Annotated in this window: 26 protein-coding genes; 12 read left to right on the plus strand and 14 right to left on the minus strand. The window is 72.0% G+C overall.

The window, feature by feature from the left end; translation table 11 throughout:
• Window positions 1–158 precede the first annotated feature (158 nt).
• From pstS to pstB, 4 genes are all read left to right on the plus strand, one after another.
• A complete protein-coding gene (gene pstS, locus AQJ54_RS35155; protein WP_062032827.1) occupies window positions 159–1283 on the plus strand; it encodes a phosphate ABC transporter substrate-binding protein PstS in 1125 nt (374 codons plus the stop codon).
• A 118-nt stretch (window positions 1284–1401) separates the two neighbouring features.
• The gene (gene pstC, locus AQJ54_RS35160; protein WP_062244469.1) at window positions 1402–2403 is read left to right on the plus strand and encodes a phosphate ABC transporter permease subunit PstC; all 1002 of its coding nucleotides are present in this window, start codon (window positions 1402–1404) and stop codon (window positions 2401–2403) included.
• Window positions 2400–3449 carry a phosphate ABC transporter permease PstA gene (gene pstA / locus AQJ54_RS35165; protein ID WP_062244472.1) on the plus strand — a complete coding sequence of 350 codons (1050 nt, stop codon included), beginning with the start codon at window positions 2400–2402 and terminating at the stop codon, window positions 3447–3449. The genes pstC and pstA overlap by 4 nt, the downstream gene beginning before the upstream one ends.
• Window positions 3450–3487: 38 nt before the next feature.
• Window positions 3488–4264, plus strand: coding sequence for a phosphate ABC transporter ATP-binding protein PstB (gene pstB / locus AQJ54_RS35170; protein ID WP_020140239.1), 777 nt, complete (start codon window positions 3488–3490; stop codon window positions 4262–4264).
• A 171-nt stretch (window positions 4265–4435) separates the two neighbouring features.
• On the opposite strand, the gene AQJ54_RS35175 is transcribed toward pstB, so the two are convergent.
• The gene (locus AQJ54_RS35175) at window positions 4436–5434 is read right to left on the minus strand and encodes an inorganic phosphate transporter (RefSeq protein ID WP_062032818.1); all 999 of its coding nucleotides are present in this window, start codon (window positions 5432–5434) and stop codon (window positions 4436–4438) included.
• 8 nt (window positions 5435–5442) lie between these two features.
• Window positions 5443–6063 carry a DUF47 domain-containing protein gene (locus tag AQJ54_RS35180; protein WP_020140237.1) on the minus strand — a complete coding sequence of 207 codons (621 nt, stop codon included), beginning with the start codon at window positions 6061–6063 and terminating at the stop codon, window positions 5443–5445.
• 200 nt (window positions 6064–6263) lie between these two features.
• Here AQJ54_RS35180 and AQJ54_RS35185 point away from each other — a divergent pair, with 200 nt between their 5' ends.
• Window positions 6264–6602, plus strand: coding sequence for a metal-sensitive transcriptional regulator (locus AQJ54_RS35185; RefSeq protein ID WP_030318243.1), 339 nt, complete (start codon window positions 6264–6266; stop codon window positions 6600–6602).
• A gap of 152 nt (window positions 6603–6754) precedes the next feature.
• Here the strand turns inward: AQJ54_RS35185 and AQJ54_RS35190 are convergent, their stop codons facing one another.
• From AQJ54_RS35190 to AQJ54_RS35230, 9 genes are all read right to left on the minus strand, one after another.
• On the minus strand, window positions 6755–6937 hold the full coding sequence (locus tag AQJ54_RS35190; RefSeq protein ID WP_062032815.1) for a hypothetical protein: 183 nt from the start codon (window positions 6935–6937) through the stop codon (window positions 6755–6757).
• Between the two features lie 97 nt (window positions 6938–7034).
• Window positions 7035–7868: an SCO4651 family lipoprotein gene (locus tag AQJ54_RS35195; protein ID WP_062244475.1), complete on the minus strand. Its 834-nt coding sequence runs from the start codon at window positions 7866–7868 to the stop codon at window positions 7035–7037.
• Between the two features lie 309 nt (window positions 7869–8177).
• Window positions 8178–8615, minus strand: a complete 438-nt coding sequence (locus AQJ54_RS35200; protein WP_062244478.1) for an NUDIX hydrolase — start codon at window positions 8613–8615, stop codon at window positions 8178–8180.
• Window positions 8612–9712, minus strand: a complete 1101-nt coding sequence (locus AQJ54_RS35205) for a CHAD domain-containing protein (protein ID WP_062244481.1) — start codon at window positions 9710–9712, stop codon at window positions 8612–8614. Before AQJ54_RS35205 ends, AQJ54_RS35200 begins: the two co-directional genes overlap by 4 nt.
• On the minus strand, window positions 9693–11927 hold the full coding sequence (locus AQJ54_RS35210; RefSeq protein WP_062032805.1) for an RNA degradosome polyphosphate kinase: 2235 nt from the start codon (window positions 11925–11927) through the stop codon (window positions 9693–9695). The genes AQJ54_RS35205 and AQJ54_RS35210 overlap by 20 nt, the downstream gene beginning before the upstream one ends.
• Window positions 11928–12737: 810 nt before the next feature.
• Window positions 12738–13484 carry a hypothetical protein gene (locus AQJ54_RS35215; RefSeq protein ID WP_062244484.1) on the minus strand — a complete coding sequence of 249 codons (747 nt, stop codon included), beginning with the start codon at window positions 13482–13484 and terminating at the stop codon, window positions 12738–12740.
• On the minus strand, window positions 13481–14413 hold the full coding sequence (locus tag AQJ54_RS35220; RefSeq protein ID WP_062244486.1) for a hypothetical protein: 933 nt from the start codon (window positions 14411–14413) through the stop codon (window positions 13481–13483). The genes AQJ54_RS35215 and AQJ54_RS35220 overlap by 4 nt, the downstream gene beginning before the upstream one ends.
• The gene (locus tag AQJ54_RS35225; RefSeq protein WP_062244489.1) at window positions 14410–15333 is read right to left on the minus strand and encodes an ABC transporter ATP-binding protein; all 924 of its coding nucleotides are present in this window, start codon (window positions 15331–15333) and stop codon (window positions 14410–14412) included. The genes AQJ54_RS35220 and AQJ54_RS35225 overlap by 4 nt, the downstream gene beginning before the upstream one ends.
• On the minus strand, window positions 15330–15722 hold the full coding sequence (locus AQJ54_RS35230) for a GntR family transcriptional regulator (protein WP_030318231.1): 393 nt from the start codon (window positions 15720–15722) through the stop codon (window positions 15330–15332). The genes AQJ54_RS35225 and AQJ54_RS35230 overlap by 4 nt, the downstream gene beginning before the upstream one ends.
• 122 nt (window positions 15723–15844) lie before the next feature.
• Between AQJ54_RS35230 and AQJ54_RS35235 the strand changes: the two genes are divergently transcribed.
• From AQJ54_RS35235 to AQJ54_RS35255, 5 genes are all read left to right on the plus strand, one after another.
• On the plus strand, window positions 15845–16387 hold the full coding sequence (locus AQJ54_RS35235) for an RNA polymerase sigma factor (RefSeq protein WP_020140226.1): 543 nt from the start codon (window positions 15845–15847) through the stop codon (window positions 16385–16387).
• Window positions 16388–16425: 38 nt separating this feature from the next.
• The gene (locus AQJ54_RS35240; protein ID WP_062244492.1) at window positions 16426–17253 is read left to right on the plus strand and encodes a cupin domain-containing protein; all 828 of its coding nucleotides are present in this window, start codon (window positions 16426–16428) and stop codon (window positions 17251–17253) included.
• 118 nt (window positions 17254–17371) lie between these two features.
• A complete protein-coding gene (locus AQJ54_RS35245; RefSeq protein ID WP_062244495.1) occupies window positions 17372–18232 on the plus strand; it encodes an ABC transporter ATP-binding protein in 861 nt (286 codons plus the stop codon).
• Window positions 18229–19770: a hypothetical protein gene (locus AQJ54_RS35250; protein WP_062244499.1), complete on the plus strand. Its 1542-nt coding sequence runs from the start codon at window positions 18229–18231 to the stop codon at window positions 19768–19770. The genes AQJ54_RS35245 and AQJ54_RS35250 overlap by 4 nt, the downstream gene beginning before the upstream one ends.
• A 253-nt stretch (window positions 19771–20023) precedes the next feature.
• Window positions 20024–20683, plus strand: a complete 660-nt coding sequence (locus tag AQJ54_RS35255) for a hypothetical protein (protein WP_062245050.1) — start codon at window positions 20024–20026, stop codon at window positions 20681–20683.
• A gap of 93 nt (window positions 20684–20776) precedes the next feature.
• On the opposite strand, the gene AQJ54_RS35260 is transcribed toward AQJ54_RS35255, so the two are convergent.
• Together AQJ54_RS35260 and AQJ54_RS35265 are read right to left on the minus strand one after the other, a co-directional pair.
• Window positions 20777–21133 carry a hypothetical protein gene (locus AQJ54_RS35260; RefSeq protein WP_062244502.1) on the minus strand — a complete coding sequence of 119 codons (357 nt, stop codon included), beginning with the start codon at window positions 21131–21133 and terminating at the stop codon, window positions 20777–20779.
• Window positions 21124–21918, minus strand: a complete 795-nt coding sequence (locus AQJ54_RS35265; protein WP_062244505.1) for an alpha/beta fold hydrolase — start codon at window positions 21916–21918, stop codon at window positions 21124–21126. The genes AQJ54_RS35260 and AQJ54_RS35265 overlap by 10 nt, the downstream gene beginning before the upstream one ends.
• A 36-nt stretch (window positions 21919–21954) precedes the next feature.
• Here AQJ54_RS35265 and AQJ54_RS35270 point away from each other — a divergent pair, with 36 nt between their 5' ends.
• Window positions 21955–22584, plus strand: a complete 630-nt coding sequence (locus tag AQJ54_RS35270; RefSeq protein ID WP_248845501.1) for a TetR/AcrR family transcriptional regulator — start codon at window positions 21955–21957, stop codon at window positions 22582–22584.
• Window positions 22585–22601: 17 nt separating this feature from the next.
• On the opposite strand, the gene mshD is transcribed toward AQJ54_RS35270, so the two are convergent.
• Entirely contained in the window at window positions 22602–23528 is a 927-nt protein-coding gene (mshD, locus tag AQJ54_RS35275; RefSeq protein ID WP_062244511.1) for a mycothiol synthase, read from the minus strand.
• Between the two features lie 146 nt (window positions 23529–23674).
• Between mshD and AQJ54_RS35280 the strand changes: the two genes are divergently transcribed.
• Entirely contained in the window at window positions 23675–25474 is a 1800-nt protein-coding gene (locus tag AQJ54_RS35280) for a bifunctional metallophosphatase/5'-nucleotidase (RefSeq protein ID WP_062244514.1), read from the plus strand.
• Window positions 25475–25539 lie beyond the last annotated feature (65 nt).

The raw sequence follows: 25539 nt of genomic DNA on the forward strand, positions 1-25539 counted from the left end.
GGTTCACCCCTCGTTCACTTCCGGCCATAAGCGCCTTCACCTGATCTGCCTAATTTCGGCCTTACGCGATGCGAGGTGCGCCACGAGGGCGCCCCCGTGTCACCCAGACTTCGCGCACGCCGCCGGATTCAGGACGGCGGCTCCCGGAAGGAACTCAAGTGAAGCTTCAGCGCAAGAACCGGCGGGCCCTCGCTCTCGGTGCTCTCGCCGTCTCCGGCGCCCTGGCCCTCACGGCGTGCGGCTCCGACGACACCAGCGGCGGCAGCGGCAGCGGCGGTGCCACGACGGCCGCCGCCGGCAACATCAAGTGCGACGACGCCAAGGGCCAGCTGCTCGCCGACGGCTCCTCCGCGCAGAAGAACGCGATCGACGCCTGGGTCAAGCAGTTCACGCAGGCCTGTGGCGTGCAGATCAACTACAAGGGCGGCGGCTCCGGCGCCGGTGTGACCGCGTTCAACAACGGCCAGGTCGCCTTCGCCGGTTCCGACTCCGCGCTGAAGCCGGAAGAGGTCACCGCCTCCAAGAAGGTCTGCTCCGGCGGCCAGGGCATCGACCTCCCGATGGTCGGCGGCCCGATCGCCCTCGGCATCAACATCTCCGGTGTCGACAAGCTCACGCTGGACGCGCCCACCATCGCCAAGATCTTCAACTCGAAGATCAGCAACTGGAACGACCCGGCGATCGCCAAGCTGAACCCGGGCGTCAAGCTGCCGGACCTCAAGATCCAGGCCTTCCACCGCTCGGACGACTCCGGCACCACGGACAACTTCACCAAGTACCTGATCGCCACCGCCAAGAGCGACTGGCCCTACGAGCACGGCAAGACCTGGGTGGCCAAGGGCGGCCAGTCCGCCGCGCAGTCCTCCGGTGTCGCCCAGCAGGTGAAGCAGACCAACGGCGCCATCGGCTACTTCGAGCTCTCCTACGCCAAGGACGGCATCACGCCGGTCAGCATCAACACCGGCGCCTCCGCCCCGGTCGAGCCGACCGTCGAGAACGCCACCAAGGCCATCGCCGACGCCAAGGTCGTCGGCACCGGCTCGGACCTCTCGCTGGAGCTCAACTACGGCACCAAGGCCGAGGGTGCCTACCCGATGGTCCTGGTCACCTACGAGATCGTCTGCGACAAGGGCAACAAGGCCGACACCCTGGCCGCCACCAAGGCGTTCCTGCGATACACCGCCTCCGAGGACGGCCAGAAGGTCCTCGCGGAGAACGACTACGCGCCGATCCCCGACGACATCATCGCCAAGGTTCGCTCCACCATCGAGACCCTGAGCTGACCTGAGTGTGCGGACCGGTCCGGGGCCCCGCAGCACGGGACCCCGGCCGGCCGCACCGTCCGGTGCACCGCCGCCAGGAGCCGCACCCCGCGTACGGCTCCGCAGACCGGAGAACCCGATGGACACACAGATAAAAGACGCACCTCCCCCCAGTCCCCAGCCGACCGTGGCCGAGCAGAAGCGCGCGGCCCGTGGCGCCACCCGACCCGGTGACCGGATCTTCCTCGGTCTCTCCCGCGGGTCGGGCATCCTGCTGCTGGTGATCATGGCCGCGATCGCGGTCTTCCTCACCTACCGCGCCTCGATCGCGATCAGCAAGGACGAGGCGAACTTCTTCACCGCGTTCGAGTGGAACACCCAGCTGATCCCGCCGAAGTTCGGCATCGCGGTGCTCGCCTTCGGCACGATCGTCTCCTCGATCATCGCCATGGCCCTCGCCGTCCCGATCGCGGTCGCCATCGCGCTGTTCCTCACGCACTACGCCCCGCGCCGCCTGCGCGGCCCCATCGCGTACGTGATCGACCTGCTCGCCGCCGTGCCGTCCATCGTGTACGGCCTCTGGGGCGCCCTGATCCTCGTACCGCACATGAACGGCCTGTACGGCTGGCTGGACGACTACTTCGGCTGGACCGGCATCTTCTCCTGGCAGCAGGGCGCCCCGCGCTCCATGCTGACCGTCGGCATCCTGCTCGCGATCATGATCCTGCCGATCATCACCAACGTGAGCCGCGAGGTCTTCCGCCAGGTCCCGCAGATGCACGAGGAGGCGGCCCTGGCGCTCGGCGCCACCCGCTGGGAGGTGATCCGCATGGCGGTGATCCCCTTCGGCCGCTCCGGTGTGATCTCCGCCTCGATGCTCGGCCTCGGCCGCGCGCTCGGCGAGACGATGGCCGTCGCCACCGTGCTCTCGCCGTCCTTCGACATCCAGGCCAGCCTGCTCGACCCGGGCGGCGGCACCTTCGCCCAGAACATCGCCAGCAAGTTCGGTGAGGCCAGCGAGCTGGGCCGGGACGCGCTGATCGCCTCCGGTCTGGTCCTGTTCGTCATCACCCTGCTGGTCAACGGCGCGGCCCGCATGATCATCGCCCGCCGCAAGGAGTACTCGGGGGCCAACGCATGAGCACCGCAGCCACCGTCAGCACCCTCAAGGGTGCCCGCCTGCCGAAGTGGTCGCCGTACGCGATCGCCGCCGGCTCCGTCGCCCTCGGCGTCGGCATCAGCTTCGCCGCCGACCTGCACAGCAGCATCCAGTGGGCGCTGATAGCCGGGCTGCTGTTCGTCCTCGGCACCTACGGCATCGCCGCCCGGGTGGAGGGGCGCCGGCAGGCCAAGGACCGGGTCGCCACCTCCCTGGTCTGGGTCGCCTTCCTGCTCGCCGTCGTCCCGCTGGTCTCCCTGGTGTGGTCGACCGTCGCGCGCGGTGTGAAGGTCCTCGACTTCTACTTCCTGACCCACTCGATGGGCCTGGTCTCCGACGACGAGCCCGGCGGCGGCATCTACCACGCCATCCTCGGCAGCCTGGAGCAGGTCGCTCTCGCCACCCTGATCGCGGCGCCGATCGGTGTGCTCACCGCGATCTACCTCGTCGAGTACGGGCGCGGCAGGCTCGCCAAGGCCGTCACGTTCTTCGTGGACGTCATGACCGGCATCCCGTCGATCGTGGCGGGTCTGTTCATCCTCTCGATCATGCTGATGTTCGACATGGAGCCCTTCGGCTTCGCCGGCTCGCTCGCGCTCGCGATCCTGATGATGCCGGTGGTCGTCCGCTCCACGGAGGAGATGCTCAAGCTCGTCCCGAACGAGCTGCGCGAGGCGTCCCTGGCGCTGGGCATCCCGAAGTGGCGGACCATCCTGAAGGTGGTCATCCCGACCTCCATCGGCGGCATCACCACCGGCATCATGCTGGCGGTCGCCCGTATCGCCGGTGAGACCGCGCCGGTGCTGCTGCTGGTGTGGGGCAACTCGCTCATCAACGCCAACCCCTTCGAAGGGGCCCAGCAGTCGCTGCCGCTGTACATCTACCAGCAGTACGCGAACAGCGCGGGCGCCGGTGCGGCGTACGACCGCGCGTGGGCGGCGTCGCTGACGCTGATCGCCTTCGTGATGATCCTGAACCTGGTGGCCCGCGGCATCGCCCGCTGGAAGGCCCCGAAGACCGGTCGCTGACGCGGCCTATCGGCGACTGATCTGGAAGTGAAGTAGACATGGCCAAGCGAATCGACGTAAGCGGGCTCACCGCCTACTACGGATCCCACAAGGCGATCGAGGACATCTCGATGACCGTCGAGCCCCGCTCGGTGACGGCCTTCATCGGCCCCTCCGGCTGCGGCAAGTCGACGTTCCTGCGCACCCTGAACCGGATGCACGAGGTCACCTCCGGTGGCCGGGTCGAGGGCAAGGTGCTCCTCGACGACGAGGACCTGTACGGCCAGGGCATCGACCCCGTGTCCGTGCGCCGCGAGGTCGGCATGGTCTTCCAGCGCCCGAACCCGTTCCCCACGATGTCGATCTTCGACAACGTGGCGGCGGGCCTGCGCCTGAACGGCTCGTACAAGAAGTCGGAACTGACCGACATCGTGGAGAAGTCCCTCAAGGGCGCCAACCTCTGGAACGAGGTCAAGGACCGGCTGAACAAGCCCGGTTCGGGTCTGTCCGGCGGTCAGCAGCAGCGGCTGTGCATCGCCCGCGCCATCGCGGTCGAGCCGAAGGTGCTGCTCATGGACGAGCCCTGCTCGGCCCTCGACCCGATCTCCACGCTCGCCATCGAGGACCTCATCGGTGAGCTGAAGGAGCGCTTCACGATCGTCATCGTGACGCACAACATGCAGCAGGCCGCCCGGGTCTCCGACCGCACGGCCTTCTTCAACCTGGCCGCCGTCGGGCAGCCCGGCAAGCTGATCGAGATCGACGAGACGGAGCGGATCTTCTCCAACCCGTCGGTCCAGGCCACGGAGGACTACATCTCCGGCCGCTTCGGATGAGCCGGTCCGGCTGCGGCCGCCCGGTCTCCTGAAGACCCCTCGCGGTGCTGCATGGCGGTGCCACCGCGAGGACACAGAGGGCCCGCCCCCGGATCAGGGGGCGGGCCCGTTGTCGTATGTGCGCGGCGCCTACAGGAGCGTGCGCGGCGCCTACGGGTACGTGCTCGGTGCCTACAGGAACAGCAGGTTCACGATGCCGTAGCAGCAGGCGGCCACGATCGCCGCCGCCGGCATGGTGATGAACCAGCCGAGGACGATGTTCTTGGCCACGCCCCAGCGGACCGCGTTGACGCGCTTGGTGGCGCCGACGCCCATGATCGCCGAGGTGATGACGTGGGTCGTGGAGACCGGCGCCTTGAACAGGTAGGCGGTGGTGAACATGATCGCCGCACCGGTGGTCTCCGCGGCGAAGCCCTGCGGGGGGTCCAGCTCGATGATCTTGCGGCCCAGGGTGCGCATGATGCGCCAGCCGCCCGCGTAGGTGCCCAGCGACAGCATCACCGCGCAGACGATCTTCACCCAGACCGGGATCGGGTCGCCGTACGTCTCGTGGCCCGAGATCACCAGGGCCATCACCACGACACCCATGGTCTTCTGGGCGTCCTGGAGGCCGTGTCCGAGGGCCATGCCGGCCGCGGACACCGTCTGCGCTATCCGGAAGCCCCGCTTGGCCTTGTGCGGGTTGGCCCGCCGGAAGAGCCACAGGATCGCCGTCATCACCAGGTAGCCGGCGATCAGGCCGACGACCGGGGACAGGAACATCGGGATGACGACCTTGTCGAGGACGCCGTTCCAGATCACCTCGGTGCCGCCGGCCAGCGCCGCTCCCACCATGCCGCCGAACAGCGCGTGCGAGGACGAGGAGGGCAACCCGAAATACCAGGTGATGAGGTTCCAGGTGATCGCGCCGACCAGCGCGGCGAAGAGGATGGCCATCCCCTTCGAGCCCTCCGGCGTCTCGATCAGGCCCTCACTGACCGTCTTCGCGACCCCGGAGCCCAGGAAGGCGCCTGCCAGGTTCATGACCGCCGCCATCGCGAGCGCGGCCCGTGGCGTGAGCGCCCGTGTCGACACCGAGGTCGCGATGGCGTTCGCGGAGTCGTGGAAGCCGTTGGTGTACGTGAAGAAGAGCGCGACCAGGATGGTCACGACCAGAGCGAAGGTGTCCATGGAAGGGTTCAGGACTCCTTGACGGCGATGGTCTCCACCGTGTTCGCCACGTGCTCGAAAGCGTCGGCGGCCTCTTCCAGGACGTCCACGATCTGCTTGAGCTTGAGCACCTCGATGGCGTCGTACTTGCCGTTGAAGAGCGTGGCGAGCAGCTTGCGGTGGATCTGGTCGGCCTGGTTCTCGAGGCGGTTGACCTCGATCCAGTACTCGGTCAGGTTGTCCATGGTCCGCAGGTTCGGCATGGCCTCGGCGGTCAGCTCGGCCGCCCGCGCCAGGACCTCGATCTGCTGCTCGACGCCCTTGGGAAGCTCCTCGACGTTGTAGAGGACGACCAGGTCGACGGCCTCCTCCATGAAGTCCATGATGTCGTCGAGGGAGGACGCCAGGTTGTAGATGTCCTCGCGGTCGAACGGCGTGATGAACGAGGAGTTCAGCTGGTGGAAGATCGCGTGCGTGGCATCGTCACCGGCGTGTTCCGCGGCCCGCATACGCTCTGCGATCTCGGCCCGGCCGGCGGTGTCCGCCCCGAGCAGTTCCATCAGGAGCTTCGAGCCCGTGACGATGTTGTCCGCGGAGGCGGCGAACATGTCGTAGAAGCTCGTCTCCCTGGGGGTCAGACGAAAGCGCACAAGGGGTCCTCGGGGTGCATCGGTTTCGGTCAGGGTGATGCTAAGTGCATCATCCGGCCACGGCTAATGGGCCGTCCCCCAGTGTCGCCCATCGGGCACAGTGGTTGGCACGGGGGCCGTCCGCAGGCCCTATACCCGGGAAACTTCGGTACGATATACCCAGGAGGGGTATAGGAATGCCCCTTGTTGTGGAGGACGCGATGACGACGACCGACACCGGCGCCCCGGCGCCCTCCGAGACGGTGACCGAAAACACCACCCACGGCTACCACAAGCAGAAGGACGAGCACCTCAAGCGCCTGCGCCGGATCGAGGGCCAGATCCGCGGCCTTCAGCGGATGGTCGACGAGGACGTCTACTGCATCGACATACTCACGCAGGTCTCCGCCTCCACCAAGGCGCTCCAGTCCTTCGCCCTCCAGCTCCTGGAGGAACACCTGCGGCACTGCGTCGCGGACGCCGCGGTCAAGGGCGGCGCCGAGATCGACGCGAAGGTCGAGGAGGCCACGAAGGCGATCGGCCGCCTGCTGCGCACCTGACGCACACCGCGCAGGCGCTGCGACGGGACGGGCGGCCCCGGGAGCGGACGCCGAGAGGCGTCCGGGACGTGGTCATCGGCTCGGGCTCGGGCTCGGGCTCGGGCACGCCACGTGCGGGGCGGTGGCTGGGCCGGCTTTCGGGCTCCGGCGGCTCACGCGCCGGAGTCGGTGGTGTCCATCCGTTCCTCGGCCACTTTCAGCACCTCGTCGATGCTCTCCAGGCTGAGCCGGTCGTCCGCGGCCGAGGCCGCGATGATCAGCTCTCCGCACAGTTCGATCTCGGCGAGGGCCACGTGGTCCTGAACCGCCGTACCGCCGACCGGAGCCACGCGCATCACCTCTTCTCTGCCGTTACCGACTTCCTAGAGTAGGGAGCGGCTACACACCGCGCATGGCACGGACGGGCTAGTCCTTGACGCCCGTCACGACCGCTCATCCATCGGCGATCTTGCCCGCGAAGATGTCCCTCGCGGCCGGCAGCCGTACGTCCGCGGCCACCCCGAAGTCGTACAGCAGGGTCGTCGAGGCGACCGCGACGGTGCCCGGCCGCTGGCCGTTGACGAAGCTGAAGCGGTGCCGGACCTTGCGGATACGGCCCTGGTCGTCGAGGTAGACGTCGAAGGGCACCGCGGCCGTGGCGAACCCTTTCGCCGCCGCGGCCAGGACGGCCCTGTTGGCCCGGGAGGCGCCCTTCGCGGCGGCGGTGAGGTCCGCGGTCCCCCGGTAGTGCCGCACCTCGGTCCCCGCCAGCTCGGTCGTCCCGACGTACGTCGCCGTCCTGGTCCCGCGCAGCACCTCGGCGGCGGCCAGCGGGTCGGTGGCCCCGCCGGTGACGAGGTTGCCGTCGGAGAGAGAGGCGGTGTCCACCCGCACCCACTTGTCGGCGGGCACCCCGGCACCCCGGTTCTTCATGAACAGGGCTCCGGGGGCGAGGAGTTCGGTGATCGGCCGGTGCTCGCTGGTGCCGGCCGGGTCCTGCGGCAGCAGCACCCTGAGCCGGCCGAGCCGCCCGCGGTAGTCGTACACGCCCTCGCCGCGGATGGTGACCCGGGTGCCGCCGGTGGCCATCTCCATCGAGGTGCTGGCCTTCGAACTTCCGGTGTCCATCAGGGTGTCGGGGGCGCGGCGCAGGGTTCCCACCGGGTCGGCCGCGGCCGCGTCGTCCGGGCCGGAGCCGGCGCCCGAGCAGCCGGCGGCGCAGGCGCCGGCCATGAGCACCGCCGCGACGACCGTCCCGCGGGCCCGCCTGTGCTGCTGCTCCGCCATCGCCGCTACCCCCAGCCGATACGTCCGTCAAGGACCCGTGTCGTTTCGCTTAACGACGGCTGGGTGGGCCCGTCACGCGCACACCTGCCGTTTACCCGGGGTGGGTAACGTTGTCGGTGTGGCGCAGCAGGACAGGATCCCCCCACCTCCCCCCGACGCACCGGCCCACCGGACACAGATGGTCGAACAGGGCCGCTTCTGTCTGGCCCGGTGCACCTGCGGCTGGCGCGGACCGGCCCGCAGAGCCCGCAGCCAGGCCCGGACGGACGCGGAGGGACATGCGAGCAGTGCCTGAGCGGCGTCCCGGGGCTAGAGCGGCAGCAGTTCGTCGATCAGGGTGCGGTCGCGGTACTGCGTGAGACGGCTGCGGGCCGCGGCGGGGGAGAGCCACAGGATGCGGTCCACCTCGTCGTTGGGGGTGAAACCGCCCCCGGTCGCCTCGGCCGCCCAGTAACGCACCCGCTTGGGGCGGCCGTTGGCCATGTAGCGGACGGTGGGGAGCTCGGTCCCGGGCTCGGCGGTGTAGCCGGTCTCCTCCTCGACCTCGCGCAGGGCACCGGCGAGGGCGTTCTCGTGGGGCTTCAGCTTGCCTTTGGGGTGCGACCAGTCGTCGTACTTCGGTCGGTGGACCAGGCAGATCTCCAGGTCGCCGTCGAGCGGGGAGCGCCGCCACAGGACGCAGCCGGCCGCCTGGACGACGGGGTTGTCGGAGGTGTCGCGGGTCTCGGTGTCCGGGGGTGGGGTCATGTGCTCACCGCCTCTTTCAGCCAGCACTGCTGGAACGCGAACCGGGCCGCCTCCACCTCGTGGCGCTGGTCGGCGTGCAGGACACCGAGGGCGTACGCGGTGGCCGGGGCGATACGGGGGGTGCGGGCCGCCGAGGCCGCGGCTGCCGCCGCCTCCGAGGCGTCCCGGTGCCGGTCCAGGCACTGGCCGGCCGTCAGGAGCCGTACGTCCACCGCGGGGGACAGGACCTCGCGGGCGTAGCGGTGCAGGCGCAGCAGCAGGCGGACCTGGTGCCAGGGGGCGTCCTGGGGGTGCGGGGAGGGGTCGGGGGAGAGGCCGTGGATGAGGGCCTCGGCGTTGTAGGGGTGGCCCGCGGTGACCAGGGGCAGGGCGGTCACCGCGTCCTCCAGGCGTTCCTGGGCCGCCGTGGCCAGGGGGTGCAGGTCGGTGCCGGCGGCGGTCTTGACCAGGGGGACCTCGCTGGCCAGTAAGGCGATGGTGTCGGCGACCGCGTGGAAGCGGGAGGAGCCGAGGGCCTGGAGGGCGGTGGAGTGGGCGCGGGTGCGGGCCAGGGTGAGCTGGCGGTCCAGGAGGGCGCCCGCCTTCGCCGCGCCGACGGTCAGGTTGCCGCGGTCGGGAGCGGGGGCGGGGCCGGGGTCCGCGCCGGGGTCGGCTCCGGGGGTGGGGCGGGTCGTGGGGGCCGCGCCCTGGGCTGGACGGGTCGTGGGACCCACGCCCTGGGCCGGGAAGACCGCGCCCGACAGTCGGTGCAGGGCCAGCAACAGCCGTTCCAGCCGGGACTCGTAGGCGTGCTCCATGCCCAGGGTCCCGGACAGCCAGGCCAGTTCGGGGCGCAGGGACTCCGACCACTCGGCGTCCAGGAGGGGGCGGAAGGTGTGGAGGCTGGCGCTGATGCGGCGGACCGAGCGGCGCAGGGCCCGGGCCGCGTCCGCGGGGTCCTCCGCGCCCGCCGCCGCACCGCCGGACTCGCGGTGCTGGCGGAGTGCGCGGAGGAACTCCGTGGCCTGGGACCGCAGATAACCCGCGAGGGCGTCCCCGGTCACGGTTCCGACGGGCCCGGTCAGCGGGCCGGTCGGTTCAAGGTGTTGCTGTGCCACGCCGGCGCCTCCGGGCGTCTATGAGCATCTCCTGGACGTTGCGCAGGGGTTGGCCGTCCGCGTCGGTCGCGTGCCGGGTCCACTCGCCGTCCGGGCCGAGGTGCCAGGACGCGGTGGTGTCCGACATCCCGGTCTCCAGCAGCCGGTTCAGGGCAGCCCGGTGGGCCGGGTCGGTGACCCGCACCAGGGCCTCTATCCGGCGGTCGAGGTTGCGGTGCATCATGTCGGCGCTGCCGATCCACACCTCGGGCTCGCCGCCGTTGCCGAAGGCGAAGACGCGGGAGTGCTCCAGGAACCGGCCGAGGATCGAGCGGACCCGGATGTTCTCCGACATGCCCGCGACGCCGGGGCGGATCGCGCAGATGCCGCGCACCCAGACGTCGACCGGCACGCCGGCCTGCGAGGCGCGGTAGAGCGAGTCGATGAGCGCCTCGTCCACCATCGAGTTGACCTTGATGCGGATGAAGGCCGGGCGGCCTGCGCGGTGGTGCTGGACTTCCTTGTTCACACGGGCGATGAGGCCGTCGCGAAGGGACTTGGGGGCCACCAGGAGGCGGCGGTAGGTCTCGCGGCGGGAGTAGCCGGACAGCCGGTTGAAGAGGTCGGAGAGGTCCGCGCCGACCTGCGGGTCGGCGGTGAGCAGGCCGAGGTCCTCGTAGAGGCGTGCCGTCTTCGGGTGGTAGTTGCCGGTGCCGACGTGGCTGTACCGCCGTAGCGTGTCGCCTTCCTGACGGACCACCAGGGACAGTTTGCAGTGGGTCTTCAGGCCGACGAGGCCGTAGACGACATGGCAGCCCGCCTCCTCCAGCTTGCGCGCCCACTTGATGTTGGCGTGCTCGTCGAAGCGGGCCTTGATCTCGACCAGGACGAGGACCTGCTTGCCGGCCTCGGCGGCGTCGATGAGGGCGTCCACGATGGGGGAGTCGCCCGAAGTGCGGTACAGGGTCTGCTTAATGGCGAGGACGTCCGGGTCGTCGGCGGCCTGCTGGAGGAAGGCCTGGACGGACGTCGAGAAGCTGTCGTAGGGGTGGTGCAGCAGGACGTCACGGGTGCGCAGGGCGGCGAAGATGTCCGGCGCGGACGCGGACTCGACCTCGGCCAGGTCGCGGTGGACGCCGGCGATGAACTTGCGGTACTTCAGCTCGGGCCGGTCGAGGGAGGCGATGCGGAAGAGGCCGGTGAGGTCGAGCGGGCCGGGCAGCGGGTAGACCTCCGCCTCGGAGATCTTCAGCTCGCGCACGAGGAGGTCCAGCACCTCGCGGTCGATGGACTCCTCCACCTCCAGGCGCACCGGCGGGCCGAACCGGCGCCGCATGAGTTCCTTCTCCAGGGCCTGGAGGAGGTTCTCGGCGTCGTCCTCCTCGACCTCCAGGTCCTCGTTGCGGGTGACCCGGAAGGTGTGGTGCTCCAGGACCTCCATGCCCGGGAACAGTTCCTCCAGGTGGGCGGCGATGACGTCCTCGATGGGGACGTAGCGGCCGGGGGAGGACTCCAGGAAGCGGGACAGCAGCGGGGGGACCTTGACCCGGGCGAAGTGGCGGTTGCCGTTGACCGGGTTGCGCACGATCACGGCCAGGTTCAGGGAGAGGCCGGAGATGTACGGGAAGGGGTGCGCGGGGTCGACGGCGAGGGGGGTGAGGACCGGGAAGATCTGGTGCCGGAACAGGGTGAAGAGGCGGGCCTGCTCCTTCTCCTGGAGTTCGTTCCAGCGGACCAGGTGGATGCCTTCCTCGGCGAGGGCGGGGGCGACGTCCTCGTGGTAGCAGGCGGCGTGCCGGGCCATCAGCTCGCGGGAGCGGGCCCAGATCATCTCCAGGACCTCACGGGGCTGGAGGCCGGAGGCGGAGCGGGTGGCGACGCCGGTGGCGATACGGCGCTTCAGTCCGGCCACCCGGACCATGAAGAACTCGTCGAGGTTGCTGGCGAAGATGGCGAGGAAGTTCGCGCGTTCCAGCAGGGGGGTGTTGGGGTCCTCGGCGAGTTCCAGGACCCGCTCGTTGAACGCGAGCCAGCTGCGCTCCCGGTCGAGGAAACGACCCTGCGGGAGCTGGGCGGCACCGTCGACCGGGATCTCCTCGTACGCGTCGAGATCGGCGTCGAGATCGGGTTCCAGATCGGAGACGGTGGCCGACACGGTGTGCGGGCGGTGCGCGGCTATGGAGCCCACGGAGGGCTGCACGTGCTGGACCTCTGCCTGGGCGTTCGACTGGCTCATGGACCCATTCTTCCGCGCCGAGCGCGAAACGGGCGCGTCGGAGGCGGCGAGCGGGAGCACGGCGGCGACCTGGGTCCCGACCGGAACGCCCCCGTTCCTGCGGACCCCCTCGGGCGGCGGCGAAGGCTCTGGCACGACGGGCTTCATCCACTGAGCCTCGCAAGCCTGTCTGAACCGACGGTTACAGAGACATGGCGGTAGGGATATCGGGGCGCGACTGCGGAGGGGTGGGGTGGGTTGTGGTTCCGGGGGTGGCGTCGGTTCTGGAGGGCGGGGTTGTGGCGTCGGGGGTGGGGTGCCGGTTGTCGAGGGCGAGGGGTGAGGGTGGTGGTTGCCGGAGGCGGGGTGCTGGGGGGACGGGGTGCTGGTTGTCGTTGCCGGAGTGGGGTGTCGGCTAGGGGTGGGTCATGGCTTCTGGGGCGGGGGCTGCGGCTCTTGAGGGGAGGGGGTCTGGCTCTCGGGGGTGGGTCCACGACGGGGGAGGGAGGGGTCGTGCTGCTGGGGCATGGGGGTCAGCCGCCGGGGCGGGGCGGGGCGGGTCTGGGCTGGGCACCGCTCCCGAGGACGGGAATCGCGGCTTACGAGGGGACGGGGTTACGGCTCTCGGGGTCGGGGCCGCACAGCCGCTGGGGGACGGGCCGTGGTTGCTCGGGAAGGCGCGCGTCGGCTGCCGCTGCCGGGCCGGAGCCCCAGTTGCCGAGGTGCGAGTGGCACGGCTCCCGAGGGGTTGCCGTCGGCCGGGGGCACGGCTCCTGGGCGGCGGGGGCGCCTTGCTGTGGACAGTGTCGAGGGACGGGCCCGCCGTCCACGTCAGGGGGTGACCCGGCGCAGTTGCCAGTACGTGGCTGTCGTTGCCAGGGCCGCGGTTGCCAGGACCAGGGCTGTTTCCGTGAGGTGGGTGGGCCAGAAGGCGGTGGGGGGCAGGGGGGTCGGGCGGTGGTGTTCCAGGGTGCGGTTGAGGACGGTCGTCACAGCCACCGACAGGGCCAGGGCGGGGAGCGGGCGGCCCAGCAGGAGGCCGGTGAGGGCGCCCACTGCCAGGGCGCACAGGCCGTACGCCACCACCAGGGGGCCGTGGTCGGCGAACACGTCGTTGAAGGCGAGGCTGTCGCCCATCAGGTCGCGGTGTGCCGACCAGGCCCACCGGTAGACGGGGACGAAGACCGCGCCGCCGACGACGAGCGCCGCCGCGGGCAGGGCGAGCTTGGCGGTGAGCCAGCGCCTCGGGGTGACGCCCTGGGTCCAGGCCAGCCGGGCGGTCCCGCTCTCCAGCTCGCGGCCGATCACCGCCCCGCCCGCCCAGGCGGCCACGGCCCAGTAGCTGTAGTACATGAACGTGCTGGTCCAGCTCATCGCCCCGCTGTAGGCGTGCCAGGCGTCGATCCCGCACAGGATCCCGTGGTCGGGGCAGGCGTCGAGCGTCTCGCGTACGGAGCCGGCCGTGACCTCGGTCAGCCACACCAGGTAGCCCACCGAGCCGAGCACGAACACCGTCCACACGATCAGTGCCGTGCGGTGCAGCCGCAGGACGGTCCGGGTCAGGCCCGGCGCGCTCATCCCGTCGCCGCCCGTCTGCGCAGGAGGCCGAACGCGAGGGCGACGGCCACGGCGGTGAGGGCGAGCAGCACCCCGGTCTCCAGGAGCTGGCGGGGCCAGTAGTCGGAGGACGGCAGGTACTCGCGGGAGAAGCCGACGACGTGGTGCTTGGCGAGGCAGGCCTTGTCGTCGTAGCAGTCCGGGTCGGCGACGCGGGCGCCGGTGGCGGTGATCGCACGGCTGCGGGAGTGCAGCTCGGGCGCCTGGTAGCGGCCCTGGAACGGCCAGTGGTTGCCGCGGAAGGCGTAGACGAGGAAGTACGCGAACCCGCTGAAGGCGAGCGCGGGCAGGGTGCGCCGGACCGCGAGGCCGATCAGGGCGCCGAGGGCGAGTCCGAGCAGCGGGGCGGCGACGGTGGCCGGGCCGAGGGAGAAGTAGAGGGCGCGGGGCTGGATGCCGGCGATCAGGAGGTTGCCGTGGGCGGTCCACAGCTGGTGGTAGAGGAGGGTGAGCAGGCCCGTCCCCGCGACGACGAAGGCGGCCGGCACGGCGAGCTTCGCCGCGAGCCAGCGGACCGGGGACACCGACTGGGTCCAGGCGAGCTGGGCGGTGCCGGTCTCGAGTTCCCGGGCGATCAGCGGGCCGCCGGCGAACAGGGCGACGGCGAAGGAGCCCACGGTGAGCAGGGTGTCGGCGTAGTAGAACCGGCTGCTGTACTCGTCCGCCGAGCCCATGGCCATGATGAGCCCGGAGTAGCCGTAGGTGTCGAGCGCGCGCTGTGCGGTGTCGGCGCCGGGGCCGAGCAGCCAGAGCAGGAGCCCCGCGGTGCCGGCCACGAAGGCGAGCCAGATCCACAGGGCGGCTCGGTGCAGGCGCAGCACGGTGCGCACCAGGCCGCTCCGGGGCGGTGCGGGGGCGGGGGCCGCCGCTTCGAGGGTCAGGGCGCTCACGCGGTCACCGCCTGCGGGGCCGGGGTGGTGCTCGGGGTGAGCAGTGCGGGGGCTGCGGGGGCGCGCAGGTGGGCGAGGACCAGTTCCTCCAGGGAGGGTTCCTCGGTCGCCCAGCCCTCGTCGACCGGCCCGTCCCGGCGGACCAGGGCGGTCAGGCCGCGGCCCGCCGTGCGGGACTCGATCACGGTGTGCCCGCGCCGGGTCAGGTCCTCCGGGGTGCCGCGGCCGGTGACCACGGTGTGGGCGGTGAGCAGGTCGTCGATGCCGCCGCCGAGCCGGACCCGGCCGCCGCCCAGGAGCAGCAGGTGGTCGCAGGCGTCGGCGAGCTCGGCGACGATGTGTGAGGACATCAGCACGGTGGTGCCGTGTTCGGCGGCGTCCGCCATCAGGGTGCCCATCAGTTCGTGCCGGGCGAGCGGGTCGAGGTCGGCCATCGGCTCGTCGAGGAGCATCAGCTCGGGCCGCTTGCCGAGCGCGAGGGCGAGGGCGACGCGGGTGCGCTGGCCGCCGGAGAGCGAGCGGATCCGGGACTTCGGGTCCAGTCCGCCCTGCTCGACGATCCGGGCGGCGCAGGCGGCGTCCCAGCGGGCCGGGTTCAGCTCGGCGCCCATGCTCAGGGTCTCGGCGATGGTCAGCTGGGGGTAGAGCGGCTTGTTCTGGGCGAGGTGGGCGACCCGGTCGCGGTGCTCGCCGGGCGCCCCGTCGAGGACGGTGAGCGTGCCGGAGGTGGGCCGCAGCAGGCCGGCGGCCATGGCGAGGAGGGTGGACTTCCCGGCGCCGTTGGGTCCGACCAGTGCGCTGATGCGGCCCGCGGGCAGCCGGAAGGAGCAGTCCTCGAGGGCGGCGCCCTGTCTGCCGTACCGCTTGCCCAGGCCGGACGCCTCCAGGGCGACGGCCGGGGCGGTGCTGGTGGAACTCACTGGTCCCCCTTCGGGAAGTGTTCGTCGAGTACGGCGGTGAAGAACGCGTCGACGTCCTCGCGCCCCAGGCCCGCCGACCGGGCGCGCGCGGCCCATGCGCCGAGCTCGGCACGGAGGGGGGTGTCGGCGGCCTGGGCGCCGGTGCCGAGCGTGGCGCGGACGAAGGTGCCGAGGCCGCGGCGAGCCTCGACGAGGCCTTCGCGTTCCAGTTCGCGGTACGCCTTGAGCACGGTGTTCGGGTTGATGGCGGTGGCCTCCACGACCTCTCGGGCGGTGGGCAGCCGGTCGCCGGGTTCCAGGAGGCCCAGCCGCAGGGCCTGCTTGGTCTGCTGGACGATCTGCACGTAGGTGGCGACGCCGGAGCGCCGGTCGATGCGGTACTCGACCACGCGGACAACCACCCTTTCACTAATTGAGTAGTGAAAGGGTGGTCCAGGGGGTCCGGAAAAGTCAAGCGAGGATTTCCCGTCGCCGAGTGAACCGCTCGGCGGGGGTCGTCCGATGAAGGGGCGTGAGGGAGACGAGAAGCGACGGGGAGCTGCTGCGGGCCATCGCCGCGGACGCGGACCGGCGCGCCTTCGAGGAGCTGTACCGGCGGTACGCGCCCTGGCTGCTGGCCAGGCTGCGCGGCCGGTGCGCCGATCCGGGCCTGGTGGACGACGTCGTGCAGGAGACCTTCCTCGCGGTCTGGCGGGGGACCGCCAGGTACCGCGAGGAGGGCGACGTGGCCGGCTGGCTGTGGCGGATCGGCTCGCGCCGGCTCATCGACGCGCTGCGCGGCGACGGGGCGCGGGGGCGGCTGCGGCAGGCCCTGGCCCGGATCCGGCACCGCGACGAGGAGTCCGCGGAGGAACGCGTGCTCGCGGGGGTGGAGCACGGAGACCTCGCGGGCGCCCTCGTCCGGCTCTCCCCGGAGCTGCGAGCGGTCCTCCAGGCCACCGTCATCGACGGTCTGACCACCCGGGAGGCCGCCGTCCTGCTGGGCATCCCGCCCGGCACCGTCAAGACCCGGGCGATGCGGGCCCGCAAGCAGTTGCGGGAGGAGCTGGCATGAGCACGAGTACCCCCGACAGCCCCCAGGGAGGTGGCGGCATGACCTGGCATGTGGCCGAGGACGATCTACGGGCCTACGTCCGGGGCGAGTTGACCGCCCCCCTGCTCTGGTCCGCCGACACCCACCTGGCCGCCTGCGCCACGTGCCGGGCGCTGCTGGCCGGCGTCACCGACCCGGTCGCGCTGGACGCCGGCTGGGAGCGGCTGGACGCCGAACTGGACGCACCCCGGCCGGGATGGTTCGAGTCCCTGCTGGTGCGGGCCGGGATCGCCGACCACACCGCCCGGCTGCTGACGGCCACCCCGGTGCTGCGCCGCTCCTGGCTGGCGGCCGTGGTGTTCCTGCTGCTGGCCACGGTCGGCGTGGTGCACACGGCCGGTTCACCGACCCTGTTCCTCGCCCTCGCCCCGCTGCTTCCGCTGGCCGGCGTCGCGCTGTCGTACGGCCCGGCGCTCGACCCGACGTACGAGATGGCGGTCGTCGCGCCCCTGCACGGCTTCCGGCTGCTGATGATCCGCACGCTCGCCGTGCTGGCCGCGGGCCTCGGCCTCAACGGGCTCGCCACCCTCGCCCTGCCCGGCTACGGCCTGCGCGCGCTCGCCTGGCTGCTGCCCGCGCTCGCGCTCACCGCGACCGGCCTCGCCCTCACCCCGCGGCTCGGCCCGGTCCTCGCGCCGTCCCTGGTCGGCGGCGCCTGGATCGCCGTCCTGCTGGCCGCGCAGGCCGCACAGGAGCGGGGCGCCGGTTCGCTCGCGCCGTTCACCGCGGCCGGCCAGGGCGTGGCCGCGGCCGTCGCCGCGCTCGCCGCCGGACTGCTCTTCGTGGTCCGTGACCGCTTCGACCTCTTCAACGGGAGCGCGGAGTGACGGCGGCCCGCCGCGGCCGCCGCCGCACGACCGACTTCGACCACGGCGATCACACGATCGCCCGCACTCAGGGGGACCACATGGGGGACCGCATGACCGACAGCCACCGGAGCACCGCATGACCACCACCGTCACCGCCTCGGGGCTCGGTCTCCGGTACGGCGGCACCCGCGCCCTCGACGACGTGTCGCTGCGGCTCACGCCCGGCGTGACCGGGCTGCTCGGGCCCAACGGCGCCGGAAAGACCACCCTGCTTCGGGTGCTCGCCACCGCCGTGCCCGCGGACCGGGGCTCCTTCACCGTGCTCGGCCACGACCCCGGCACCTCGCGCGGCCGCCATCAGGTCCGCCGCTCGCTCGGCTACCTGCCGCAGACCCCGGGCCTGCACCCGGACTTCAGCGCCTTCGAGTTCGTCGACTACGTGGCGATCCTCAAGGAACTCACCGACCGCACCGCCCGCCACCGCGAGGTGCGGCGGGTGCTGGAGGAGGTCGACCTGGGGGACGTGCGCGGCAGGCGCATCAAGAAGCTGTCCGGCGGGATGCGGCAGCGGGTCGCACTGGCCGCGGCGCTCGTCGGGGACCCCGGGTTCCTCGTCCTCGACGAGCCGACCGTCGGCCTCGACCCCGAACAGCGCATGCGGTTCCGGGAGTTGATCGCCGGGGCGGGAGAGGGCCGGACGGTTCTGCTGTCCACCCACCAGACCGAGGACGTGGCGATGCTCTGCCACCGCGTCCTGGTCATGGCCCGCGGCCGCATCCTGTTCGCGGGCACCCCCGCCGAACTGACCGCTCGCGCGGCCGGCCGGGTGTGGAGCAGCACGGAACGCGCCCCGGGCGCGAAGGCCGGGTGGCGCACCGGCACCGGCTCCTTCCGCAACGTCGGAGACCCGCCCGCGGACGCCGAGCTCCTCGAACCCACCCTGGAGGACGGCTACTTGCTGACCCTGGACGACGTGAGCGCGGAGGCGGCGGCGTGAGCGTGCTGACGGAGACGGCGGCCGGGACCGCCGTGCACGAGAAGGATCCGCGGCCGTCGTGGGCGGCCGTGGTCGCGCTCGCCCGCTTCGAGGCGCGGGACCTGCTGCGGTACCTGCCGGTGGCAGCGACGCTGCTGCTGTACGTCGGCTGGACCGCCTGGACCCTGTTCCACTCCAAGGACGGCATGGACGCCTACCCCGCCCTCCAGGACGTCGACCGGGACACCCAGACCGGGCCCCTGCTGCTGGGGATCGCGCTGTTCGTGTGCGTCAACCGGTGCACGCTGCGCTCCCGCCGGCGCGGCACCGACCGGCAGTTCGACGTGCTGGTCATGGAGCCGTGGCGGCGGACGGTCGCCCATGTCCTGTCGTTGGTGCCCTTCGCCGCCGTCACCGCGCTGGTCGTGCTCGGCGAGTTCACCCGGCAGGCCCTCAGGCCCGGCGCGGTGGGCCACGGCTCGCCGGCCGAACTGGCCGTGGGCCCGCTGTACGTGCTGCTGTGCGGGGCGCTCGGGGTGCTGCTGGCCCGGCTGGTGCCGACCGTGTTCGCCGCGCCGGTCGCGGTGATCGGTCTCGTCGTCCTGAGCGTGTTCGTCTCCGCGGGCACCGGCGGCGCGGAGTGGTCGCGTTGGCTGTCGCCGGTCGTGGACGAGGTGAGCGGCACCACCGTGCTGCCGTCGGACCTCCTCGGCCGCCCGGCGGCCTGGCACACGCTGTATCTGACGGGGCTGATCCTGCTGGTGGCGCTCGGCGCGGTGCTGGCGAGCGGGGGCCGTGGGCGGTATGTGCAGATCGGCGCGGCGGGGGCGCTGGTGCTGACGCTGGTCGGGGCGGTGGCCCAGTCCCGGGGTGTGTCACCGGAGTTGGCGGCCGCGCGGGAGCGGGCCTCGGTCACCCCGCAGCGCGACCAGTCGTGCGTGCGGCGGGCCGGCTCGACGTACTGCGCCTTCCCCGAGTGGACCGGCCGCGCGGACGACTGGGCGCGGGTCGTGGACCGGGTCCGGTCCCTGGCCGGGGGCACGGCCGCCCGGCAGCCCCTTCTCGTACGGCAGCGGGTCGAGGCGCGGTACGGGCTCGACGGGGACTCGGCGATCCCGGCGCTCACCACGCCCGGCCAGGTGACGGTCGGCACCCGCTGGGGCGGCAACCGGGTCCCCGAGTTCGCGGTCGGGGTCGCCTCGGTGCTGGTCACCGGGGCCGAGTCGAAGGGCGGTGAGCTGTGCGACGGGCGGGTGGTCACCGTCATGTGGCTCGTCCTCGGCGGGTCGGCCCAGCCGCTGACCGACCTCGCGGACGTCCGCCTCGACGACAGCGTCACCGGCTCGGCGAGCGTGCTCGCCCCGACCGACGGGCTGTCCATGTCGGCCGCCCAGACCGATGTCGTACGAGAACTGCTGGACCGCCCGCGCGACGAGGTGACGGCGGCCGTGCGACGGAACTGGACCGGCCTGACGGCACCCGGGGTCACGACGGCCCGGGTCGCACAGCTGCTGGGGGTCAAGGCACCGGAGGGGGCGAAGGACTGTGCCGGGGAGTGAGGGGCGGGGGGATGTGGGGGCCGAGGTGGCTGGTGGGGGCGACGGGGGAGGGCTGCGGTCCGACGGGAGGCGGGGGCCGGTCTTGTCGGCGGGACGCAGGCGGGCGGTCGAGGGGGCCGGAGTGGTTGAGGGGGGAGGGCAGCGGTCCGGCGTGAGCCGGGGGCTGGTCTTGTTGGCGGGACGCAGGCCGACGTGGCGGCGGGGGCGGGTGGGTCGGGGGATCGCGGCGGTCGAGGGGGCCGGAGTGGTCGAGGTGGGACGGCGCCGGTCCGGGGTGAGCCGGGGGTTGGTCGTGGCGGTGGGGCGCACGGTGCCGTGGCGGGTGGTCGGGGTCGGTGCGGTCGTGGGGCTGCTGGTCGTCTGGTTGCCGAGGCTGCTGGGCGGGACGCCCGACGCGTGGCTGGGGCTCAACCTGCTGCGGGCCGCCGCGCTGGTCTTCGCCCTCGGCCTTGCCTTCCTCCTGGACGACCCGGCCCGCCGGCTCACCACCCCGGTCCCGACCCGGCGGTGGGCCCGGACCGGGCTGCGCGTGGCCCTGGTGACCCCGGTCGCCGCCGTGTGGTGGACGGCCGCGCTGCTCCTCGTACCGGCGCAGAGCCGGCCCCCGGTCGGGCCGGTCACCCTGGAGGCCGGGGCCACGGCCGCCCTGGCCCTGGCCGCCGCGTGCGTGGTCGTCCGCTTCACCGAGGAGCCCGAGCCGGGCGCGTCGGTGGCGGCGGGCCTGCTGACCTTCGCCCTCCTCGCCCCCGCCCTGATCCCGTCCCGCTGGGACCTGTTCGTCCCGGTCGGCGACCCCGCCTGGGCGGCGGCGCATGTGCGGTGGGCCGCGGTGCTGACGGCGGCGGTGGTGACGGCGGTGCTGTGTGCGCCGGAGCCGGTGCGCAGCCTGAGGAGCCTCCGCGCGGCGTCGTGAACGGGCGGCGCATGGGGCCAGGGTGACGCGTCCCCAGGCGGGACCGTACGGGGTGACGCCTCCTCAGGCGGTGCCGTTCGGCGTGACGCCTCCTCAGGCGGTGCGGTGCCCGCCCACCGGGCAGCTCCAGCCCCCGCCCGCCGGGTCCGTCCAGACCGCGACTCCGTCGACGACGTCCGCCCGGGCGGGCCGTTCGGTGCTGGGGACGAGCGGCAGACCCGTGCGGTACAGCTCGACGTAGGCGTCCGGGATGCGGTCGGCGAGGGCATGGAGGATCTCGGCCTCGGGGAGCGCCGGGTCCACGCCGAAGCCGACACCCATCCCGTCCTCGTCCGTCAGGAGCACCTCCACCAGCCCCTCGTCCAGGGGAGAGAAGGAGACCGCGGGGATCGCGGGGGCCCCGACCGACAGATCACCGAGGACCAGCGCGACCAGCTCGCTCAGCTGCATCCGGCAAACGGTACGGCGAGCGCGTCGAGCAGGCCGCCGAGCTCTCGTGGGCCTTCGAGGTGGACCAAGTGCCCCTGTCCCGGCAGCTCGTGGACCTCCGCGTGCGGGACACGGCGCCGGACGTCCTCGAACGACGTGCCATAGGGGGCCGTCGAACGGTTGCGGCCACCGACGACCAGGTCGACCCGGTCGGCCCGGCGGGCCAGAACCGTCGGAGCGGGAGCGGCGTTCAGTGCGCGGAGCTCGGTGTACAACGGCTCGCTCAGCCGGCACAGCGCGGCCCAGCCGGCGCGGTCGGCCCGCAGGGCGTCGACATGGGCCGCGTCGAACCCGCTGATCCGCCGGTTCACGATCTCGACGGCACGGTCGGGTCCTGCGGACTCCAGCTCCGGCAGGGCGTGCGCGCCGAACGGCCGGATCACCGGCTCGTAGGCGATGACCTGCCGTATCGGTCGCTCCTCCGCGGCCAGCAGTGCGATCAGACCGCCGTAGCTCCAGCCGAGGACCGCTCCCGCATCGAACGTGTCGAGCACCACGCCCAGGTCCTCGACCTCGGTGCGCAGCGTGTACCCGGCGCCCAGCGGCCCCGAGGGCTGCCGCCCCCGCCGGTTCACCACGACCACGGAAGGCCACGCGCCGAGCGACCGCGCCACCGGCGCCCACGCCTGTGCGTCGCTCATCACACCGGGCACGAGGACCAGCCCCGGAGCGCCCGGGTCGCCGTACACGTCCACCGTGATCCAGCTGGTCCCGACCGCCAGGCTCTTCTGAAACGTTCGCTCCATAAACCTATTATGGAGCGATCGCTCTACAATGCAACCGTGTCCGAGCAGCCCTCGCCCCCGAAGACCCGTCCCCGTGGCCGCCCCCGGGCCTTCGACCGTGACCGTGCCGTCCTCGAGGCCGCCCGGCTCTTCTGGCGCCGCGGCTATTCCGGCACCTCGACCCGCGCGCTCACCGTGGCCCTCGGGCTCTCCACCTCCAGCCTCTACGCGGCCTTCGGCAGCAAGGCCGGCCTGTTCGAGGAGGCGGTGCGGACGTATGCCGAGCGCTACCGCGAGATCTACGAACGGGCCGTCACCGAACCGGACTTCGGGGCCGTCGTAGCACGCGTCCTTGTCGACTCGGTGCAGGAGTTCACCCAGCCCGGCGACCGCCACCCCGGGTGTCTCGTCACCAGTGCCGTGATGAGTGACAGCACGAGCACGCTCGACACCGCCGTCTACATGGCCGAGTTGCACGCGGCGAACGAGCGCCTGCTCCGCGCGCGTGCAGAACGGGCGGTCCGCGACGGCCACCTGCCCGCCGGATGTGATCCGGCGTCACTCACCGGGCTCGTCCAGTCCCTCTGGCACGGCCTGTCCGCCCGCTCCACCCTCGGCACCCCGCGCGAGGAGTTGATGGCATCGGCCCGCCTCGGCCACGAGCTGATCCGCCTGCACCTGGGGTGAGGGCGGGCTCCAGGTCCTCAGGTCTCCGTGCGGTACATCAGGTCCGTCTCGTACGTCGTGAAGCCGAGGCGTTCGTAGACCGACACCGCCGCCTTGTTGTCGGCGTCGACGTACAGCATCGCCGTGGGCAGGCCCTGGGCGGCGAGGTGGCGCAGCCCGATCGTGGTGAGGGCCTTGCCGAGGCCGCCGCCCTGGGTGCCGGGGCGGACGCCCAGGACGTAGACCTCGCCGAGCTGTTCCGCCGCGTGGACCTTCGTCCAGTGGAAGCCGACGAGTTCACCGGCGCGGAAGGCCAGGAAGAAGCCCGCCGGGTCGAACCAGGGCTCGGCCATGCGGTCGTCGAGGTCGCGCTGGGTCAGGGAGCCCTGCTCGGGGTGGTGGGCGAACGCGGCCGCGTTCACCGTGAGCCAGGCGGTGTCGTCCTCGCCGGGGACGAAGGCACGGACCGTCACGTCGGCGGGCAGCACCGGGTCGGGCAGCTCCAGGCCGGCCAGCGGGCGCCGCATCTGCCGCAGCTCGCGGAAGAGGGTCAGACCGAGGACCTGGGCGAGATGGCGGGCGGCGCTGTGACCGCCGTGCGCCCACACCCGCAGCCGCTTGCCGGAGGCGGCCAGGAGGGCGGAGCCCAGTGCGCGGCCGTGCCCGTGGCCGCGGTGCCCGGGGTGGACGACCAGCTCCGCGGCCGGCGCCTCCACCGGGTCGGTGTCCTCCAGCTGGGCGTAGCCGACCAGTTCGTCCCCGACGTACAGGAGCAGATGCGAGACGCCCTCGCGGGCGCCGCCGCGCAGCTGCAACCGGCCCTGTTCGGACACCGCCTGCTGGCCGTCGGCCTCCGCGGCCTCGGCGAGGAGCGCGAGGACGGCCCCGGTCTGGTCCGGCGAGAGCGCCGAGAGGGTCTCGAGGGAACGGGCGGTGCCGGAGCGTGCGATGTCGTCGCTGGTCATGGCTACGAGGGTAAGGGGAGGTCCGGGCAAAGCGGCGGCAAAGAAGCAACCAGGATGTAACCACGAAACCTCTGTTGCGCTACGCGCGTTGACCCTAGGCTGCGCCGGACGGGGGGCACTCTCACATCCCGAACCCAGGGGGGCGTATGCCAGCCAAGTCCCAGCAGCAACCGCGCCGCAGACGCACGTACCGGCTCGTGGCCGCGGCCGCCGGTCTCGCCACCGTCGGCGCGCTCGCCGCCGCGCTGCCCGCCGGCGCGCACGACAACAAGCACGGCAAGCCGCTGCCCAGCCGGTACCAGGACGTCCAGCTGCTGTCCTTCAACGACCTGCACGGCAACCTGGAACCGCCGTCCGGTTCCTCCGGCCGGGTCACCGAGCTCCAGGCGGACGGGACCACGAAGACCATCGACGCCGGCGGTGTCGAGTACCTCGCCACCCATCTGCGGGAGGCGCGCAAGGGGAACGCGTACTCCGTCACCGCCGCCGGTGGTGACATGGTCGGCGCCTCGCCCCTCATCTCGGGTCTCTTCCACGACGAGCCGACCATCGAGGCGCTGAACAAGCTCGACCTGGACGTCACGTCGGTCGGCAACCACGAGTTCGACGAGGGCGCGGTCGAGCTCGCCCGCCTTCAGAACGGCGGCTGTCACCCCACCGCCGGCTGTTACACCGACAAGAAGTTCGAGGGCGCCGACTTCCCCTACCTCGCGGCGAACGTGCTCGGCGAGAAGACCGGCAAGCCGATCCTCAAGCCGTACTGGGTGTGGAAGAAGAAGGGCGTCAAGATCGGCTTCATCGGCGTCACGCTGGAGGACACCCCGGGTGTCGTCTCCGCCGAGGGCGTCAAGGGCCTGAAGTTCAAGGACGAGGTCGAGACGATCAACAAGTACGCCCGGGTGCTCCAGAAGCAGGGCGTGAAGTCGATCGTGGCCCTCATCCACGAGGGCGGCCAGCCGGCCTCGGGCTCCTACAACTACAACTGCGACTCCCCGGGCTCGGGCGACGGCATCTCCGGCCCGATCGCGGACATCGCGAAGAACATCTCGCCGTCCGTGGACGCCCTGGTCACCGGGCACACCCACGCCGCGTACGTGTGCACGATCCCCGACCCGTCGGGCAAGCCCCGCATGGTCACCTCGGCCGCCTCCTTCGGCCGTCTCTACACGGACACCACGCTGACGTACGACCGCTTCACCGGCGACATCGTCCGTACGGCCGTGAAGTCGGCGAACCACGTGGTCACCCGGACCGTCCCCAAGGCGCCGGACATGACCGAGCTGATCGGCAGGTGGAACACCCTCGCGGCGCCCATCGGCAACCGTGCGATCGGGTACATCTCCGCCGACGTCCCGAGCACCGGCACCGAGTCGCCCATGGGTGACCTCATCGCCGACGCCCAACTCGCCCACGGCAGGAAGCTCGACGCCGGGACCGACCTCGCGCTGATGAACCCGGGCGGGGTCCGCGCGGGCCTCACCTACGCGGCCAAGGGGACCGAGGGCGACGGTGTGGTGACCTACGCCGAGGGCTTCACCGTGCAGCCGTTCTCCAACACCGTGAACCTCCAGGACTTCACCGGAGCCCAGCTGATCAAGGTGCTCCAGGAGCAGGTGAGCGGGTCGAACGCGGCCTCCCCGAAGATCCTGCTGCCGTCGGCCAACCTCACCTACACGCTCGACCTGACGAAGGCCGGCGCCGACCGGATCGTCGTCGACTCGGTGCGGCTCGACGGCACGGCCATCGACCCGGCGGCCACCTACCGGGTCGCGACCAACAGCTTCCTCGCGGGCGGCGGTGACGGCTTCACCACCCTGGGCCAGGGCACCAACGACCTCGTCGGCGGCGACGACCTGGCCGCGCTGGTGGACTACCTCACGGCCAACTCGTCGGCGACGAGCCCGATCGCCCCGCCGGCGGCCAACCGGATCACGGTCGTTCGGTAGAGACCTTCCGTCGACCAGGTGAAGGCGAGGGGACCGGCACGAGCCCGGTCCCCTCGCCGAGCCGG

Origin of the sequence: Streptomyces griseorubiginosus (genome assembly GCF_001514195.1) — a bacterium.
GTDB classification, from domain to species: Bacteria; Actinomycetota; Actinomycetes; order Streptomycetales; family Streptomycetaceae; genus Streptomyces; species Streptomyces griseorubiginosus.

Coding starts and splice junctions, on each gene's coding strand:
- pstC (WP_062244469.1), top strand. CDS start 1,402: ATGGACACACAGATAAAAGACGCACCTCCCCCCAGTCCCCAGCCGACC.
- pstA (WP_062244472.1), top strand. CDS start 2,400: ATGAGCACCGCAGCCACCGTCAGCACCCTCAAGGGTGCCCGCCTGCCG.
- pstB (WP_020140239.1), top strand. CDS start 3,488: ATGGCCAAGCGAATCGACGTAAGCGGGCTCACCGCCTACTACGGATCC.
- AQJ54_RS35175 (WP_062032818.1), bottom strand. CDS start 5,434: ATGGACACCTTCGCTCTGGTCGTGACCATCCTGGTCGCGCTCTTCTTC.
- AQJ54_RS35185 (WP_030318243.1), top strand. CDS start 6,264: ATGACGACGACCGACACCGGCGCCCCGGCGCCCTCCGAGACGGTGACC.
- AQJ54_RS35190 (WP_062032815.1), bottom strand. CDS start 6,937: ATGCGCGTGGCTCCGGTCGGCGGTACGGCGGTTCAGGACCACGTGGCC.
- AQJ54_RS35195 (WP_062244475.1), bottom strand. CDS start 7,868: ATGGCGGAGCAGCAGCACAGGCGGGCCCGCGGGACGGTCGTCGCGGCG.
- AQJ54_RS35200 (WP_062244478.1), bottom strand. CDS start 8,615: ATGACCCCACCCCCGGACACCGAGACCCGCGACACCTCCGACAACCCC.
- AQJ54_RS35210 (WP_062032805.1), bottom strand. CDS start 11,927: ATGAGCCAGTCGAACGCCCAGGCAGAGGTCCAGCACGTGCAGCCCTCC.
- AQJ54_RS35215 (WP_062244484.1), bottom strand. CDS start 13,484: ATGAGCGCGCCGGGCCTGACCCGGACCGTCCTGCGGCTGCACCGCACG.
- AQJ54_RS35240 (WP_062244492.1), top strand. CDS start 16,426: ATGACCTGGCATGTGGCCGAGGACGATCTACGGGCCTACGTCCGGGGC.
- AQJ54_RS35245 (WP_062244495.1), top strand. CDS start 17,372: ATGACCACCACCGTCACCGCCTCGGGGCTCGGTCTCCGGTACGGCGGC.
- AQJ54_RS35260 (WP_062244502.1), bottom strand. CDS start 21,133: ATGCAGCTGAGCGAGCTGGTCGCGCTGGTCCTCGGTGATCTGTCGGTC.
- AQJ54_RS35265 (WP_062244505.1), bottom strand. CDS start 21,918: ATGGAGCGAACGTTTCAGAAGAGCCTGGCGGTCGGGACCAGCTGGATC.
- mshD (WP_062244511.1), bottom strand. CDS start 23,528: ATGACCAGCGACGACATCGCACGCTCCGGCACCGCCCGTTCCCTCGAG.
- AQJ54_RS35280 (WP_062244514.1), top strand. CDS start 23,675: ATGCCAGCCAAGTCCCAGCAGCAACCGCGCCGCAGACGCACGTACCGG.